A 15,149-nucleotide genomic window follows, 5' to 3' on the forward strand; every position below is an offset into this window, starting at 1 on the left:
AGGAGATAACATCCTTAATCCTTGTAGCGCCGGGAGTGATGCCATATGCGCCGGGATTGGCCACAGGCCCGCTAATCTGTATCGTGTTCTTCGTATCAACCACCGCGAACACCTTTACCAGATCCCCGTCTTTTACAATAAAATCCTTTTTTAAATTTCTATCGATGTCGATCAGATCGCTCTCGAAGATGGTCCTGAATTGGTGATTTTCGATCCTCTGAACCTGCACCCTGCCCTTAAATGCTGTGGCTGTAAGGCCCCCCGCCATGTTCAGCAAATCGGAAAGCTTTGATTCCCCTTTCAACTCATAGATCGCAGGGTTTTTAACATTGCCGGCTATCGCGACCAGGGGACCGGCGGGCGGGATAAATATAACATCTTCAGGCATAAGCCTTGCGTCCTTTGTCTTATCCCCTTTCAGCAAAAAATCATATATGTCAAAGCGTACGACGGTTTTGCCGTGCCTTTTAAGCTGAATATCCCTCATTGTTCCCTTCTTACTCGGCCCGCCTGACTCGAAAAGCGCATTGACAAGGGTCGACAAGGAGGAAATAGTATACGAACCAGGCCTTTCAGCATTCCCCACAAAGTAGACCCGGATGGTCCGTAGATTTCCCATGCTGACATTCATCTCAAAGTTTGTATAGTACTTTGATAACTGTTTATGGAGGGTATCTTTCAGCTCTTTAAACGTCAGCCCTGTGACACCCAGGATCCCGACCTTCGGCAGGCTAATGTTCCCGTCCCTGTCCACAATGGCCGTCCACTGCCCCTCAATATTTCCCCAGATGGTTATCTTCAGTTCGTCACCGGGTCCGACCACGTAATCAGGCCCAACGGGAACCTTATCAACGGGCGCAAACGTTGATGGGGTTCGCTTAAAAAGGTCATAACCGAATTGCCTGATCTCGGTAGATATTGTCAATGGAGTCTTGCCTGATATAAATTGCTCAAATTCCGAAATCGTACCTGCAGAAGGTTGCTGAACGACGGGCGTTGCCTGCTGAGTCTTCCCTTCCGGAATAGCCGGTGTTCCCTGCTGAGCGGGGTATTGTGGTGGTAATTGCTGGCCTGTTTGGAGTCCCTGCTGCAAAACCGGCTGCTGTGTAATCTGCTGTCCGTAGGGAACGGCCTGCCCGGTCTGGAATGACTGTCCGGGTTGCGATTGTACGCCGGGCGCGACCGGTGCGCCCTGAATCTGCTGCGCGTATATATTACAGGCAAAAACCATTATGCATAAGAATATGGTTAAAACCTGTTTCGTTGTCGTCATAAACCTCACCTCGTTCAAAATATATTCTATGTCTTGCTGTCTTTGCTGCGCCGACGGATCAGTCTTTGCAGTTTGAGATACTCCTGCTTGACATTGATGTATCCTTTCAGCGTGTCAAGCCTTTCCCTGTTTTCCGGATTCAGGGAAGATTTCTCCATATACTCGAGAAAGAATGCCGCAAAGATGGAAAGGAAAAAACCTACAACGCCGGCGATCATCACCATCTGCCTCCGTTTCGGTTTTATCCTTTGCTCGGGCGGCTCGGCCTTATCTATCACCTGTATGACCGTTGCATCCTTTGCCTCGTCGAGCTTCGCCGCCTCGTACTGTTTCAGAAGAAGCTCGTAGAGGGTTTCGTTGAACTTGAGGTCTCTCAATTTCCGTATATATTCTGTCCCGACCTCGGGCATTCTCCCTGTCGGCATCAAGGGGTCAGGGCCATCGCCCTTCCGTTTCTCAAGCTTGGCAAGCTCGGCCCTCATTCCGTTGATCGCCGCTTCTGCCTTCTTCACATCGGGATTGTTCACCGTTGAGTATGTCCTCATGACCCGGAGCTCCACCTCTTTGGCGGCGACCTGGGCCCTCAATTGCGCCACGCCTTCAATGACTGCCCTTGTCTGCCCTTCGATCTGCAGGGCGCCTGTCTTTTCCTGGAACCCCCTCATGGCCTCTTCTGATCTCACAAGCCCTGTCTTTGCATCCTCAAGCTGTTCTTCAAAAAAGAGCCTCCTCTGGCTTGCCTCTGAGACGGCAAGGCCCTTTGTCAGCCTTCGCAGTTCTTCCACGAAGGCATTCGCCATATCTGCCGCCCTGCGGGGATCTTTATCTTCCACGCTGATCGTTATAATGCCGCTCTTTTTATCGTCTGTCACCTTGAGGTCACCTGACAGGGATCCCCTCGCTACCGCCCGAAATTTTGCCTTATACAGGGACATGAGGTTGAACCTGTCGATTATCCCGTCAAGGACTGTATTGCTTTTGATCAACCCGATGTAGAGGTCGTTGGGGCTTTTTACCGGCACCACGCCGCCGACGAGACCCGCCGCCCCTCCAAGCTGGCTTAAAAGCTGTGATGCCATGCCGGAACTGCTCTGCTGTGGCGGAAGTATCTTCGTTTCCCCTTTATAGATCGGCGATATAATGAGGCTGTAAATGGCCATGATCACCATAAGCCCGAGGGTCGTATAGATGATGATCTTCCTGTGTTTCGCAAGGACTATAAGATAATCGAGGAGATTGATCTCGTCGTCTTCTGTTTTTTGCAGGTTTTCTTCCACAATTCTCTCCCAATTAATCCAATAATATTAAATTACAGGCCCCCGATGTCCTTTAATTATTCGTTTGCTAACCCTTAAAAGTCAAGAGATTTTTATGCAGTTGCTGATAATGATGAGAGATTTTTCTTGACAAAAAACATATCACTGTTGTTATTCTTAAACAGCATGTTTATCTGGCTCTTTCATAGGATCAGCGGTGTTTCGCTTATTGTCCTTTTCGGGATAAAGATCCTCACGAGTTTCTTCCTCTTCACAAAAGACAAGAAACCGGATTGGGCATTGAGTCTCCACAGGCAACCGGTTGTCGATGTCCTGATCCTCATTCTCTTCACCTTTCACAGCATATACGGCATACGGACAATCATTATGGATCTGGGTTACAGAAACGAAAAAAGGTTGTTCCTGGCATCGAACGTGGTTGCATCTGTCCTTTCAGCTTTCTTACTTTACATCTACTTCTTAATGTCGTAATGATGCTTTATCACGATGTGCTCATTGTGGGTGGAGGTCTTGCAGGACTCCGGGCGGCAGTTGGTTTGTGTGATAAGTATGATGTAGGGCTTCTTTCAAAGGTCTACCCCATACGATCCCATTCGATCGCCGCGCAGGGCGGAATAAACGCGGCACTCGCAAACAATCCGAACGCAAAAGACGATACCTGGGAAAAACACGCCTTTGACACGGTTAAGGGTAGTGATTACCTTGCCGATCAGGACGCGGCTGAACTTATGTGCCAGGAGGCTATCAAGATCGTCTATGAGATGGAACACTGGGGATGTCCCTTCAGTCGTTTCCCCGACGGCTCCATCGCCCAGAGACCGTTCGGCGGTGCCGGGTATCCGAGGACATGCTACTCAACAGATCTAACGGGCCACGTGTTGCTCAATACGCTCTATGAAAGGGCTGTCTTCAAAGGTGTGAAGGTCTACCCCGAATGGTTCGTCATCGCCCTTGTAAACGATGGAGGCCAATGTCACGGTGTCATCGCCTTCGATCTTAAGAACGGAGAGATTATCCCCATACGTGCAAAAGCAATACTGTTCGCCACGGGCGGGTATGGCAGGGTCTATTTTTATTCCACAAATGCCCTTATCAATACGGGCAGCGGTATTGGTATTGCCTATAAGGCCGGTGTCCCCATAAAGGATATGGAGTTTGTCCAGTTTCACCCCACCGCTCTTATTGGCACGAACATCCTTATGACAGAGGCATGCCGCGGTGAGGGCGGGTATTTGACAAACAAAGATGGCGAGAGGTTCATGAAGCGCTATGTGCCGAACGCTATGGAGCTTGCGCCGCGGGATATCGTATCGAGGAGCATCCAGACAGAGATAGATGAGGGAAGAGGGCTCGAACATCCCCTCGGCAAATATATCAATCTCGATTTACGGCACCTTGGTGCAGAAAAGATACTGGCAAAGCTGCCGGGTATACGGAACATATGCTTGGATTTTATCGGGATTGACCCCATCCTCGAACCTATCCCCATCATGCCCTGCCAGCACTATTCCATGGGCGGCATAGACACCAACGAGAGATGTGAAACCGACATAAAAGGTTTTTATGGTGCCGGAGAATGCGCCTGCGTAAGTGTCCACGGGGCAAACAGGCTTGGCGGCAATTCCCTGCTCGAAACGATCGTTTTCGGGAAACTGGCATCCTTCGCCATCGATGAGTATCTTCAGAACGGTGAGATAAAGCTGGACGAAAGGCTCCTCATGAGCAGGAAAGAGGAGATGGAAAAGAAGATACACAGATTGATCCATGAAGGGAATGAAAAACCATACACGATCCTCTCGGATTTGAGCAAGACGATGAGCAGTCTTGTGGGTATCTTTAGAAAGAAAGAGGAACTTGGCCAGGCGGTAAAAAATATCGGGGAGGTGAAGGAACGTTACAAACATGTACACGTCTCATCTCCCAAGCTCCATATGAACCATGAACTCCTGAATGCCATCGAACTCGAATACATGCTCGAGGTGGCCCATACCATTGCGCTGGGGGCATATCTCAGGGAAGAGAGCAGGGGCGCGCATTTCAGGAGGGACTTCAACACAAGGAACGATACTGACTGGCTCAAACATACGATCGCGAAGATAGGTACGGACGGCGAGCCCGTCATCTCCTCCAAAAAGGTTGTGATAACGAAATACCAGCCAATGGAGAGGAAATATTGATAACCGCAAGCGAATATACATTCAAGATCCTGCGGTATGATGTGAAAGAACCGGAAACAGAGCCTTTTTTTGAATCATACCGCATAAAGGTATTGCCCGGTTTAACGGTCCTTGCTGTTCTCCTGCGCATCAGGGACGAGATAGACGGGACTCTTTCGTTCCGCTCATCCTGCAGATCTGCGGTGTGCGGTTCCTGCGCCATGGTGATCAACGGCAAGATAGACCTCGCCTGCAGAACACAGGTAGTAACCTTCGGATCAAACACGATTATCCTCGAACCTCTTCCGAACTTCGAGATCATAAAAGACCTTGTGGTGGATATGACGCCCTTCTGGAATATGTACGAGAAGGTAAAACCGTACCTGATGCGGACAAGCACTGACCCTGACAAGGAGATTGAACAGAGCGAGGAGGATAGAAGCCGCATCGATCAGGTTGTGAACTGCATCCTCTGCGCATGCTGTTATGGGGCCTGCCCTGTCCTCTCCAGGGACCCTGAATACGCAGGACCAGCGGCCCTCGCAAAGCTCGAGCGTTTTGTATTGGATTCGAGGGATGAAAGACCAGCAAGCGCCCTTGACGCAGTCAATAACGACAGAGGCGTCTGGGGCTGCGACACGATATTGCGGTGTATCGATGCCTGTCCCAAGGATGTACGTCCCACTGATTCTATCGTAAGCTTGAGGAAAAAACTCGTCAAGCACAAGCTCTTCGGAAAGGGGATAAAATGAAGATTGCCTATTCCCTCGTAACGAGAAGGACCTTTCTCAATACCCTCTTTGGCGGATGGCTTGTTGCATTTTGCGGCGGCAGCCTCTATGCCCTCCTGAAATTTGCCTTTCCCACGCTCGGCAAGGAACCCGATTTCGTTGTACTCAAAACAACCGACTTTATAAACATACCGCCAAACTCTGTCAAACCCTTTGCCTGGGGCGGAAAGCTCGGTCTTTTCTTCAAAAAAGAGAATGGCTCAACATACGCCCTGAAAGGCGTATGTACACATATGGAGTGTAATATCACCTACAAACCGGAAGATAAAAAATTCTACTGCGCCTGTCACAAGGGCTGGTTCGATGACAACGGGAAAAACATAGACGGTCCGCCGCCGAAACCGCTGGAGTTCTTCGAGATCACCACCGAAGGGGAAAAACTGATCGTTGCGAAAAAGGGGATAAAGGTTGAGCTGCCAAAGGCTTAAGGACTGGATCGAAGAGAGATACGACGTAGAGGAGATGAAGAGACTTGCCAGGCACAAGCTCGTCCCCGTTCATCAGTATGAGATCTGGTACTACACGGGCGGCATTGCCATGTTCCTCTTCGTACTCCAGTTCATCACGGGCATGGTCCTCTCCTTTTACTATATCCCCTACTTCGAACATGCCAACAAGAGCATTATCGAGATCGTCACCAAGCTGAATATGGGATGGTTCTTCCGCTCCATCCACCATTGGGGCGCGCAGCTCGCCATCATGGTCCTCTTTATCCACGCGTTCAGCACGCTCCTCCTTAAGTCTTACAGGAAGCCAAGGGAACTCCTGTGGATATCGGGGTTTATACTCCTCGCAATATCGATCTTTTTCGGCTTAAGCGGCTACTTCCTCCTCTGGGATGAACGGGCATTCGCGGCGGTTCGTGTGGCAACCGGCGGCGCCGGCAACCTTCCCGTCATAGGGGGCTTTATCAAGGCATTCCTGCGGGGCGGTATTGATGTAACCGGTGAAACGCTGATCCGCTTCTACGCGTTTCATGTATCGGTGCTCCCCATAATCACCCTTGCCCTGATCGGCATCCATGTGCTCCTTGTCCAGTACCACGGGATGAGCGTGCCTCTCTCCCTGGAGAAGAAGCCTCAAAAACAGATACCCTTTTTCCCGAACCTTTTTTATAAAGACCTCATTATCTGGCTCCTGGTTTTAGGTATCGTGGTATCACTGGCAACATTGCTGCCGCCGGAGATTGGGAAAATGGCCGATCCACTTGCACCTGCACCGGAGAATATAAAACCGGAATGGTACTTCCTGTTCCTCTTCCAGACGTTGAAGCTGTTCCCCGGTGATATTCTCGGATTAAATGGTGAGACCATAGCGATCATCCTCATATCCTGCGGCATTCTGTTTTTCTTCCTCATCCCCTTCTTTGACAGAAGATCGAGCCGGGGGGAAAAAAGCGTGCTTTTTACCTGGATAGGCGTGTTCTATACATTGTATTTTATCGTTATGACTATCATCGGGTTTGTGAGCTAATGAGCTAAGGGGATATATATGAAAAGGATCATCTTCGCTGCCTCGTTCATCTTTACGAATGCCTTTGACCTTTTTGCCCAGGACAAAGCAATCGAGGTCTTCCCTGCGGCTCCCTATGACAGGCTTATCATCTTCCAGGCACTCGCATTGTTCTGGATAGGTATCATCGGTCTTATCGTCATCATCAAAATGAAGCTCAGAGAGATTGAAAGAATCCAGAGGATGGGGATAGATCAGGAACAGAAAGATATCCCTCTCCTTGACTAAACCGTTCCAAACTATTATGATTTCAGAATATGTATCGTTCCATTGCAAGAAACACCCTTTTTTCCTCTTCCGCCATTCATAAAATACGTGCCTTACCGGCAGAAGACAGTATCTGCGCGTCTCTCCTGGAGATCCTCACGAAGTTCCAGGATATTAAAAAGTTTGCCAGCGAGATCCATACAGAGGTTCACGTTGTAAAACCTATCCTGAAAATCCTCGGACTTTCCTATGAATCAAAACCAAAGTTTTTCGAGGAACACATTAAGGAGCCCGACGCGGTCCTCTTTTCATCGGAAGAAGAAAGGTTCAAAAGCTCACAGCTCTGGGGGACCTTCGACTATTACGCAAAAGCGCTCGGGATATTACTTCTCAAAAGATACGGGAGGAACCTGCAGGAGGGTATCACCGGTTTCTTTCTCGAATTCGAAAACAGAATACCTATATATCAGATCGCATACCTCTTAAAGAAAGCGAAAACCCCCTGGGGAATTCTCACAAACGGGCGGGACTGGATACTCGTAAAAAGGCCTGTAAACTATGAATTACGGCTCCTGGTGCTGGATCTTGAAACGGCGATGTTTGAAAGTGACCGGGACGCCCTGCACCTCTTCTATGAGATCTTCTCTCTCAAGGGCCTGACAAAAACAGTCCCCGGTATCCTGGAGGAGGAAAGGGGCTGCCTCATCGAACTCCTGAAAGAAAAGAGGGAGTCTGTCCAGAGATCATTACAGGGGGCCAGAAAAAAGACCGAGGTATATCCAAAGCTCATCGATACCTTTAAAGAACTCTTCGGGGACAGGCAACTGCAATGCTCCGAGTCATATCTCCTGGAGAAAAAGGTAGACCTGCCGCAAAAGGTTTATACGCAACATGACACAATCAGCGAACATAATGTATCGGATATCTCGTCCTTTCTTTTCAACAAAAAGGGATACCAGACGAATACGAACCTTGAAGGGATCTTTCTTGCCGATAAAAGTGCTTATTCCACAAAAGAGCAGCTTCTCTCGCTCAGGATTCTCGATATGACACCGAATTTCGGCAATCTTACCAGTGACCTCATCGAGGGGCTCGCCTATTTTGCCTTTGTCCTTCCATACCGCGAAAAGAATACCTTTGTCGCCGAATGGGAGGATGAGACGCTGGTCAAACGGTATATCATTGATAACATCCTTTACGGTATAGAACGTTCACACCTTGCCCTTGATATCCTGCGAACCATGACAATAAACCGTTTCAACACAGCGGCAAGACATTTTAAATACGGCAATCCTCTCATCGGTATGTCCATCTCAGATATGGCGGCCTATTTTGATACAAAAAACCAGATGGGTCTTTTTAATAAAAATCCACAGGACCTCATCAACGACTTCAAAGAGATGTACAGACTTTATTTCACCCTTTCAGACAGGATCAAGGAAGATATTCAGGTAAGAGAAGATCTTGAAAGGAAGCTCAAACGATATGGGGAAAGGATACGGGATGCCATGGACCTCATCACCTCAACGTATTTCACGAAAACCGTGGACAACAAAAAGATTCAGGATATCCTCTCCAATCTCGACAGCGACGACACTACCTGGGAAAATCTGACGAAAAAGGATTGGTTCATCGATGCCGGATCACTGGCAAGGAACAACGGCTTCTTCCACTTTGACGTCGCGTTCCCGTTCCTTCTGCACAATTCTTTCGATCTCATCTTTGTCCAGCCATCGCTGCAATATGTCTGGGAAGAGAGTTTCCCCCTCGCCGAGGCGACAAAGGCATATGCCAAAAGGGGCATGCCCTACCTGAAAGAGGGAGGCAAGATGGTGATCGTCCTTGAACACCCCGAAGATGACCTGATAGGAGAGCTTGCACGATCAACACGATATGAGACCGACATGCGGGCCGGGATGATCGTGCTGAAGAAAAAATAACCAATAACCAAACATCAATCACCAATTAATACCCAATCACCAATGACCGAATACCCAAACGGGGAACATTACCGTCGGGCCTTTGTTTGGTGATTGAATATTGGTGATTCATTGGAGCTTGGTCATTGGTGATTGGGTATTCGATGTCCGATATACGATATACTGTTCGCTGATAGCTGATAGCTGGGGAGCGATTTATGCGATAAGTCCCTTTAATATCCGGTAGGATTTGAACTCCACATCAAGATGGAAGGTCATGAAGCCCTCCATAATATCCTGAGCCGCCTTCTCAAAACCATTCTTCAGATATACCGGCCCCTTCTCAGCACACCCGCAGGCAACCTGAAATCCCGGCGCGGTCCTGCCGTTTCCCTGCTGCACGGACACGATGTCCTCTATGAGGCCTTCCGCGCAGACCTGGTGGGGAAGTGATGGTGCGCACTTATGGCAGAGGATGCCGCCCCTTTCCCTGGAAAAAAATATCCTTTTATCTGCCGCCATGATCTGTCCGCAATAGACGCAGGCATGGAAGTTCGGCATAAAACCGAGGATCTCCAGCATCCTGAGCTGGTAATACAGTATATCGTCATAGGTAAATTCAGCGCCCCTGATGCCCTGGAGTATCTCTGCCAATATGTTAAAGAGATCATCGTGCCGCTCTCTCTCTTTCGTCAGCCTGTCGACGAACTCCACGAAAAAACCCGCTGTGCAGGCTCGTTTCAGGCTCGTTTCAATACCGCTGTTTGTTTCAATGATGTCGGCGTTTTCGATCCTCACCATCCCTCTTCCATATTTTTCAAAATATTCAACCCTGATACGGTTGAACGGTTCAAGGGTGTTGGCAAACCTCTTCTGGCTTTTATTGGCGCCTTTCGCGATTGCCGCGACCTTCCCCGACAACATCGTGAAGAGCCTGATGATCTTGTCCGATTCCCCGTACGACCTCTTGAAGAGGACTATCGCCTCATCCTTATGCAGCGCCATTATCTTTCCACTATCTCCTTGCCTTTTTCCGGCCTGTATATAAATCGCGCATCGTCGACGCCCCGGTTGATCTTCACTGCTGAAAATTCTATGGTATTGATGTTGCCGGTAAATTCACGGATCTCGATCTTTTGCACAACATTCTGTTTATCGATCCATATCTTTGCCGAGTTCGCCGTGCCGTCCTTCTTCGGCACGATCTCCAGGACTTCAAGGCTGCCGGCGACAGACTGCTGCTTTAAGGTGAAGAGTTCGTCGATCCTCGCAATGTCTTCGATGAGGTCAAGGAACGTGCCTGTCGTTTTCTCTTTCCTGATCCTTTCTTTCACAACAAAGGACTTTTCATCTTCTCCCTGCCACATGTATTTCCCATCATAAAGAAAAAACTTTACCTTCGGTGTCCTGTACTTCCACAAAAACCCTTTATGACGTTTATAGAAAAAATCCCCTTCGAACATCCTTTCCTTTTTTAAGCCCGCGATAAATATCTTCTGATGAAAAACCGCTTCCAGCGAATTCACCTCTGAATAGGTCTTCTTCAGTCCGTCGAAAGGGGAGGAAGAATCCGTTCGGCGTTCGGCGTTAGGAGTTCGGGGTTCAGCAGCATAAATATTGCCGAAACCGATACATATGAGCACAAACAAACATGCTATAACTTTTGTAAAATAAGCTTTTTTATGCTCTCCGCTGTATTTCACTGTCTCTTCAACACCTCTCTCGACTTTACTCCATCCGATGGACCGACAATCCCTTCCGTCTCCATCCGCTCTATGATCCTCGCCGCCCTGTTATAACCGATCCTGAACCTTCTCTGTATCATGCTGATAGAGGCCTCACCCCTGGTCATGACGAACTCCACCGCCTCCCGGTATTTTTCATCATCCATCTCTTCCCCTGCATCCTCCTCTTCTTTTTCCTCCAGTATCTCCTGGTGGTATGCTGGGGTCCCCTGCTGTTTCAGGAACTCAACGATGCGCCGTATCTCGCCTTCGGAGACAAAAGGCCCGTGGAGCCTCTGCAACCTTCCGATCCCGGGGCTTAAGAAAAGCAGGTCGCCGAATCCGAGGAGGCTTTCCGCGCCGTTGGTATCAAGGATCGTCCTTGAATCCACCTTGGAAAAGACCTTGCAGGAGATCCTGGCAGGAAAGTTTGCCTTGATAATACCCGTTAAAACATCCACGGATGGTCTCTGCGTGGCGAGGATAAGGTGGATGCCTGATGCCCGCGCCATCTGTGCCAGCCGTGCGATATATTCCTCGACCTCCTTTGGAGAAACCATCATGAGGTCTGCCAGCTCATCGATAACAACGACGATGTAAGGGATCGTCTCCGACTCCTGCTTCACCATCTTCTGGTTATATTTCTCGATGTTCCTCACGCCCTTTTCAGCCATCATGGCGTATCGCCGCTCCATCTCGTCAGTCATCCACCTGAGCGCCGTTTTCGCGTTCTTCGGGTTCGTTACCACGGGGAGGAGGAGGTGGGGTATGCCTTCGTAGAATGACAGCTCAAGCATCTTCAGGTCGATCATGAGGAATCGTACGTTCGTCGGCGTTGCCTTGAAGAGGATACTGCATATCATGCTGTTGAGGGAGACGCTTTTCCCTGAGCCCGTCGCGCCGGCAACGAGCAGGTGGGGCATCTTGGCAAGCTCGGCGACAAAAGGCTCGCCGGCGATCGTCTTGCCGAGGGCAAGTGTGAGGTGTGAATGCGACGCGGCAAACATATCCGACTCTATTATCTCCCGCAGGTAGACCGTCTGCCGCACCGTGTTGGGGATCTCTATACCCACTACCGATTTCCCGGGTATGGGGGCGATGATGCGTATCGATACAGAGCTTAAGGCCATCGCAAGGTCGTCTGCGAGATTGGCGATCCTGCTTACCTTGATGCCGGGCGCCGGCTCAAATTCGTACATCGTGATCACAGGACCCGGTCTGACCTCTGTGACCCTTCCGTCAATCCCGTAGTCCTTCAATTTTTTCTCGAGTATGCTTGCGTTGGCCTGGATGCTCTCCTTGTCGACCTTCACCTCTTTTCTCTCAACGGCATCGAGTAATGACGTCGGCGGGAGCTTATAGGGCCCTATCTCCTTGAAAAATTCAAAGGTCTCCTGAACGACAGCAGCCTTTTTCTCTGCCTTCGGTTCCTCCTTTTTCTCTTCCGTTACCTTGATCTCGCGCCTGCGCTCAACAACCTTTCTCCGTGCGATCCGCTCTTCAAGGATAGAGAGGAGAGGGGCCTGAATGATCAGGAAGACTGAGATAAGGAGGATGACGGCTGATATAAGGATACTGCCGAAGTAGTTGAATGCGTTCATCAGCGCCCTTTCAAGGAGAGAACCAAGAAAACCGGAGAACTCTACGGGAACGCCTCTCAGATGGACTTTGCCGATAACGATCTGGAAAAGGGAAGAAAGCGCCAGGAAAAGCAGCACGAGCCCCGCGGAAAAGACCAGTATGTGGGGGGGTTCTTTCTTCTTAAGATACAACAACCCGAAAAAAAGCATGACGGCGGTAACGGCGTAGCTCATCATCCCGAATATCTGGATCAAAAGATCAGCGATATATGAGCCTGCCTTGCCGCAGAGGTTTCTTGTTGCTCCCCCGGCAGCGGCGAAAAATGACGGGTCAAGGGGGTGATAAGAGATGAGACTTACAAAGAGAAAGATAAAGGCCCCCAGCAAACCCACTCCGATGATCTCTTTTTTCAGTTCCGTTGACATACGGCAAGCCTTTTTGTTTTCATTACTATTACTTATCCATCACTACTGCCTTCACCTGTTTGCATGAGCCTCTCTATGCTCGCCCTCACGCTGTTCATTACCTCTCCTTTTGCCGAGCGGGCCATCCCCTCCAGTGATATCGGTTTCCCTATATGAATGTATATTACCCCTTTTCTTTTGGGAATGAAACTGCCTTTTGGCTGGAGCGTGCTCGTGCCGACAATGCCGACGGGCACAATAGGGACCATGGCCCGCAGGGCAAGAGAGAAGCCTCCCTTTTTAAAGGGCAGCAGGCTGCCGTCCATGCTTCTTGTACCCTCCGGGAAGATAATGATATTCATCCCCTCCCGTATTTTGCGGGCCGCCTCATCGATGGCCTTGAGCGCCTCTCTCGGATTCTCCCTGTCAATGCTTATATGTCCCCCCCTCTTCAGGGCCCACCCAAAAAGAGGGATAAGAAAGAGCTGTCTTTTCGCTATCCATCTGAACGACAGAGGCAGTGAGCAAAGAAGACCGTATATGTCGAGTGCGCTCTGGTGATTGCACATGAAGATATACGGGGGGGTTGCAATGTTGTCTAAGCCGCTCGTCACAACCTTGATGCCGCCTATCCTGATGTGAGTGGTTGCCCAGAATTTTGCTATCCCGTGGATCAGTTTGCCTCTGCTGTCAAAGGGGGATATGATGAGGGCAATAACGGAAAGGAATATGGTGGTGAATAGAAGGTTCAGGGAAGAGAGCGCTTTCCTCATTTCATTTCTTGTTCAAGGGCGTAAAGGATCTGTTCCACCTCTGTCTTTATCCTTGAGTCCATGTCATACGGAGATACACCTTTTTTATCGGCCTCTGCCACCTTCTCGTTGTACCCGATGTCGCCAAGATACGTGAGATCTTTCAGGCTTTCCCTGATCAGCAACCTGTCGGCCTGGTCCATGATCTTGTTCCCGACGATATACACCCGTTTAATATTCAGGTCCTCCGATAACCTTTTCACCTGGTAAGCGGTCTGAAAGCTCCTTCGTCCCGGTTCAACGACAACGATCAGCGCGTCCATATATTCCGTTGTCCCTCTTCCGAGATGTTCAAGACCAGCCTCCATGTCAACGATCACATACTCGTCCCTCTCGATCATCACGTAGGCCATGAGGCTTCGCAAAAGCGCATTCTCAGCACAGAAACAACCGCCGCCGCCCTGTGGGATGTTGCCCAGCAGGATCAGCTTTACACCATCCTTCGCGACAGAGTACATCTCGGGTATATCATCGACCCTGGGGTTAAGCTGGAAGAACGCCCCGTATGTCCCTTTCTTTGCCCCTGTCCTCTCTTCTATGAACTCCTTCATCTGCGCCAGGGGTTGGACGGTCTTCATCTGCTCCTCGCTGATGCCGATGGCGCTTGCGAGGTTCGAGTCCGGGTCAGCGTCAATGGCAATCACCCTGTATCCCCTTTCTCCGAGGATCCTCGCCATAACACCTGCCAGCGTTGTCTTTCCCACCCCTCCCTTTCCTGAAATGGCTATCTTCATGCGACCGGCTTGTCTTTAGATTCACCGCAAACATGACACCGCAGGAGTTCCTTCTCCTCGGGTGTCGCGATAACGATGAGGCTCATGTCCTGCTCAATGATCGTATCGGGATAGGGGTTGTATATCCATTCCCCGCTCGGCTTGCGCGCAGAGATCACCATGATGTTTCCTATCATCTTGAAATCGATCTCCTTGACCGCCTTTCCGAGATAGGGTGAATTCCTGGTGATATGGACCTCTTCAACGCGTATCGGCGATTCCTTGTCCCGGAGCATCATGTCGAGGAAAGACGTCACGTGGGGCCTGATCATTTCGGAAGCCATTCGTAAACCACCGATATAGTTGAGGGCGACAACATTGTCAGCCCCGGCTCTCCGCAGCTTATCGGTGTTTTTCGCGTCGTTGCACCGCGCGATGATCCTCATCTTGGGGTTAAGCTGTCGGGCGGTGAGAACGATTACGATATTGTCGTTATCAGAATTCGTCGTGGCAAAGAGACCGTGCGCCTTTTCGATCATGGCCTGCCAGAGCACCTCGTTCTCCGTGGCATCACCTACAAGAAGGTCGACGTTCAGATCGTGCATCTTCAGTAGCTCCTGTTTGATTCATCGGTATCTATGGCGACAATGTGTCTCTTGGTAATAAAGAGTTCATGGGTGACATAAAGTCCCACCATCCCTATGCCGCATATGATGTAGTGGTCTTTCATCTTCGCTATACGTTTCTCCATGTTTCTCCTCCTGAAGACCTTTTTCAATT

15 protein-coding genes are annotated in these 15,149 nt (G+C 49.7%); 7 read left to right on the top strand and 8 right to left on the bottom strand.

Going from position 1 to position 15,149, the window contains the following annotated elements; all coding sequences use genetic code 11:
* Window positions 1-1,273, bottom strand: a 1,273-nt coding sequence (locus PHU49_06925; GenBank protein ID MDD5243734.1) for an SLBB domain-containing protein, incomplete at its 3' end; no start/stop codon positions are given.
* 26 nt (window positions 1,274-1,299) lie between these two features.
* A complete protein-coding gene (locus tag PHU49_06930) occupies window positions 1,300-2,550 on the bottom strand; it encodes a Wzz/FepE/Etk N-terminal domain-containing protein (GenBank protein ID MDD5243735.1) in 1,251 nt (416 codons plus the stop codon).
* Between the two features lie 126 nt (window positions 2,551-2,676).
* Here PHU49_06930 and PHU49_06935 point away from each other — a divergent pair, with 126 nt between their 5' ends.
* The 7 genes from PHU49_06935 to PHU49_06965 are packed head-to-tail and all read left to right on the top strand — an operon-like array spanning window position 2,677 to window position 9,156.
* Window positions 2,677-3,021 (top strand): hypothetical protein, encoded by a 345-nt coding sequence (locus tag PHU49_06935; protein ID MDD5243736.1) that lies wholly within the window; start codon window positions 2,677-2,679, stop codon window positions 3,019-3,021.
* A complete protein-coding gene (locus PHU49_06940; GenBank protein ID MDD5243737.1) occupies window positions 3,021-4,727 on the top strand; it encodes an FAD-binding protein in 1,707 nt (568 codons plus the stop codon). The genes PHU49_06935 and PHU49_06940 overlap by 1 nt, the downstream gene beginning before the upstream one ends.
* Window positions 4,724-5,458 carry a succinate dehydrogenase iron-sulfur subunit gene (sdhB, locus tag PHU49_06945; protein ID MDD5243738.1) on the top strand — a complete coding sequence of 245 codons (735 nt, stop codon included), beginning with the start codon at window positions 4,724-4,726 and terminating at the stop codon, window positions 5,456-5,458. Before PHU49_06940 ends, sdhB begins: the two co-directional genes overlap by 4 nt.
* Entirely contained in the window at window positions 5,455-5,925 is a 471-nt protein-coding gene (locus PHU49_06950) for a Rieske (2Fe-2S) protein (GenBank protein MDD5243739.1), read from the top strand. The genes sdhB and PHU49_06950 overlap by 4 nt, the downstream gene beginning before the upstream one ends.
* Window positions 5,906-6,970, top strand: a complete 1,065-nt coding sequence (locus tag PHU49_06955; GenBank protein MDD5243740.1) for a cytochrome bc complex cytochrome b subunit — start codon at window positions 5,906-5,908, stop codon at window positions 6,968-6,970. Before PHU49_06950 ends, PHU49_06955 begins: the two co-directional genes overlap by 20 nt.
* A gap of 18 nt (window positions 6,971-6,988) precedes the next feature.
* Window positions 6,989-7,237, top strand: coding sequence for a hypothetical protein (locus PHU49_06960; protein ID MDD5243741.1), 249 nt, complete (start codon window positions 6,989-6,991; stop codon window positions 7,235-7,237).
* A gap of 29 nt (window positions 7,238-7,266) precedes the next feature.
* Window positions 7,267-9,156 carry a hypothetical protein gene (locus PHU49_06965; GenBank protein MDD5243742.1) on the top strand — a complete coding sequence of 630 codons (1,890 nt, stop codon included), beginning with the start codon at window positions 7,267-7,269 and terminating at the stop codon, window positions 9,154-9,156.
* Between the two features lie 195 nt (window positions 9,157-9,351).
* Here the strand turns inward: PHU49_06965 and recO are convergent, their stop codons facing one another.
* From recO to PHU49_06995, 6 genes are read right to left on the bottom strand one after another with little or no spacing between them, the layout of a single operon-like run.
* A complete protein-coding gene (gene recO / locus PHU49_06970) occupies window positions 9,352-10,140 on the bottom strand; it encodes a DNA repair protein RecO (GenBank protein ID MDD5243743.1) in 789 nt (262 codons plus the stop codon).
* Window positions 10,140-10,778, bottom strand: coding sequence for an outer membrane lipoprotein carrier protein LolA (locus tag PHU49_06975; GenBank protein ID MDD5243744.1), 639 nt, complete (start codon window positions 10,776-10,778; stop codon window positions 10,140-10,142). The genes recO and PHU49_06975 overlap by 1 nt, the downstream gene beginning before the upstream one ends.
* Window positions 10,779-10,834: 56 nt before the next feature.
* Window positions 10,835-12,865 carry a DNA translocase FtsK 4TM domain-containing protein gene (locus PHU49_06980; protein MDD5243745.1) on the bottom strand — a complete coding sequence of 677 codons (2,031 nt, stop codon included), beginning with the start codon at window positions 12,863-12,865 and terminating at the stop codon, window positions 10,835-10,837.
* 32 nt (window positions 12,866-12,897) lie between these two features.
* Window positions 12,898-13,617 (bottom strand): lysophospholipid acyltransferase family protein, encoded by a 720-nt coding sequence (locus tag PHU49_06985; GenBank protein ID MDD5243746.1) that lies wholly within the window; start codon window positions 13,615-13,617, stop codon window positions 12,898-12,900.
* Complete coding sequence (locus PHU49_06990; GenBank protein MDD5243747.1) at window positions 13,614-14,390, bottom strand: carbon monoxide dehydrogenase accessory protein CooC; 777 nt, start codon at window positions 14,388-14,390, stop codon at window positions 13,614-13,616. Before PHU49_06990 ends, PHU49_06985 begins: the two co-directional genes overlap by 4 nt.
* Entirely contained in the window at window positions 14,387-14,974 is a 588-nt protein-coding gene (locus tag PHU49_06995) for an NAD-binding protein (GenBank protein MDD5243748.1), read from the bottom strand. The genes PHU49_06990 and PHU49_06995 overlap by 4 nt, the downstream gene beginning before the upstream one ends.
* Window positions 14,975-15,149: the final 175 nt, after the last annotated feature.

It is taken from the genome of Syntrophorhabdaceae bacterium (assembly GCA_028713955.1).
In the GTDB taxonomy this organism is placed as follows: Bacteria; Desulfobacterota; Syntrophorhabdia; order Syntrophorhabdales; family Syntrophorhabdaceae; genus UBA5609.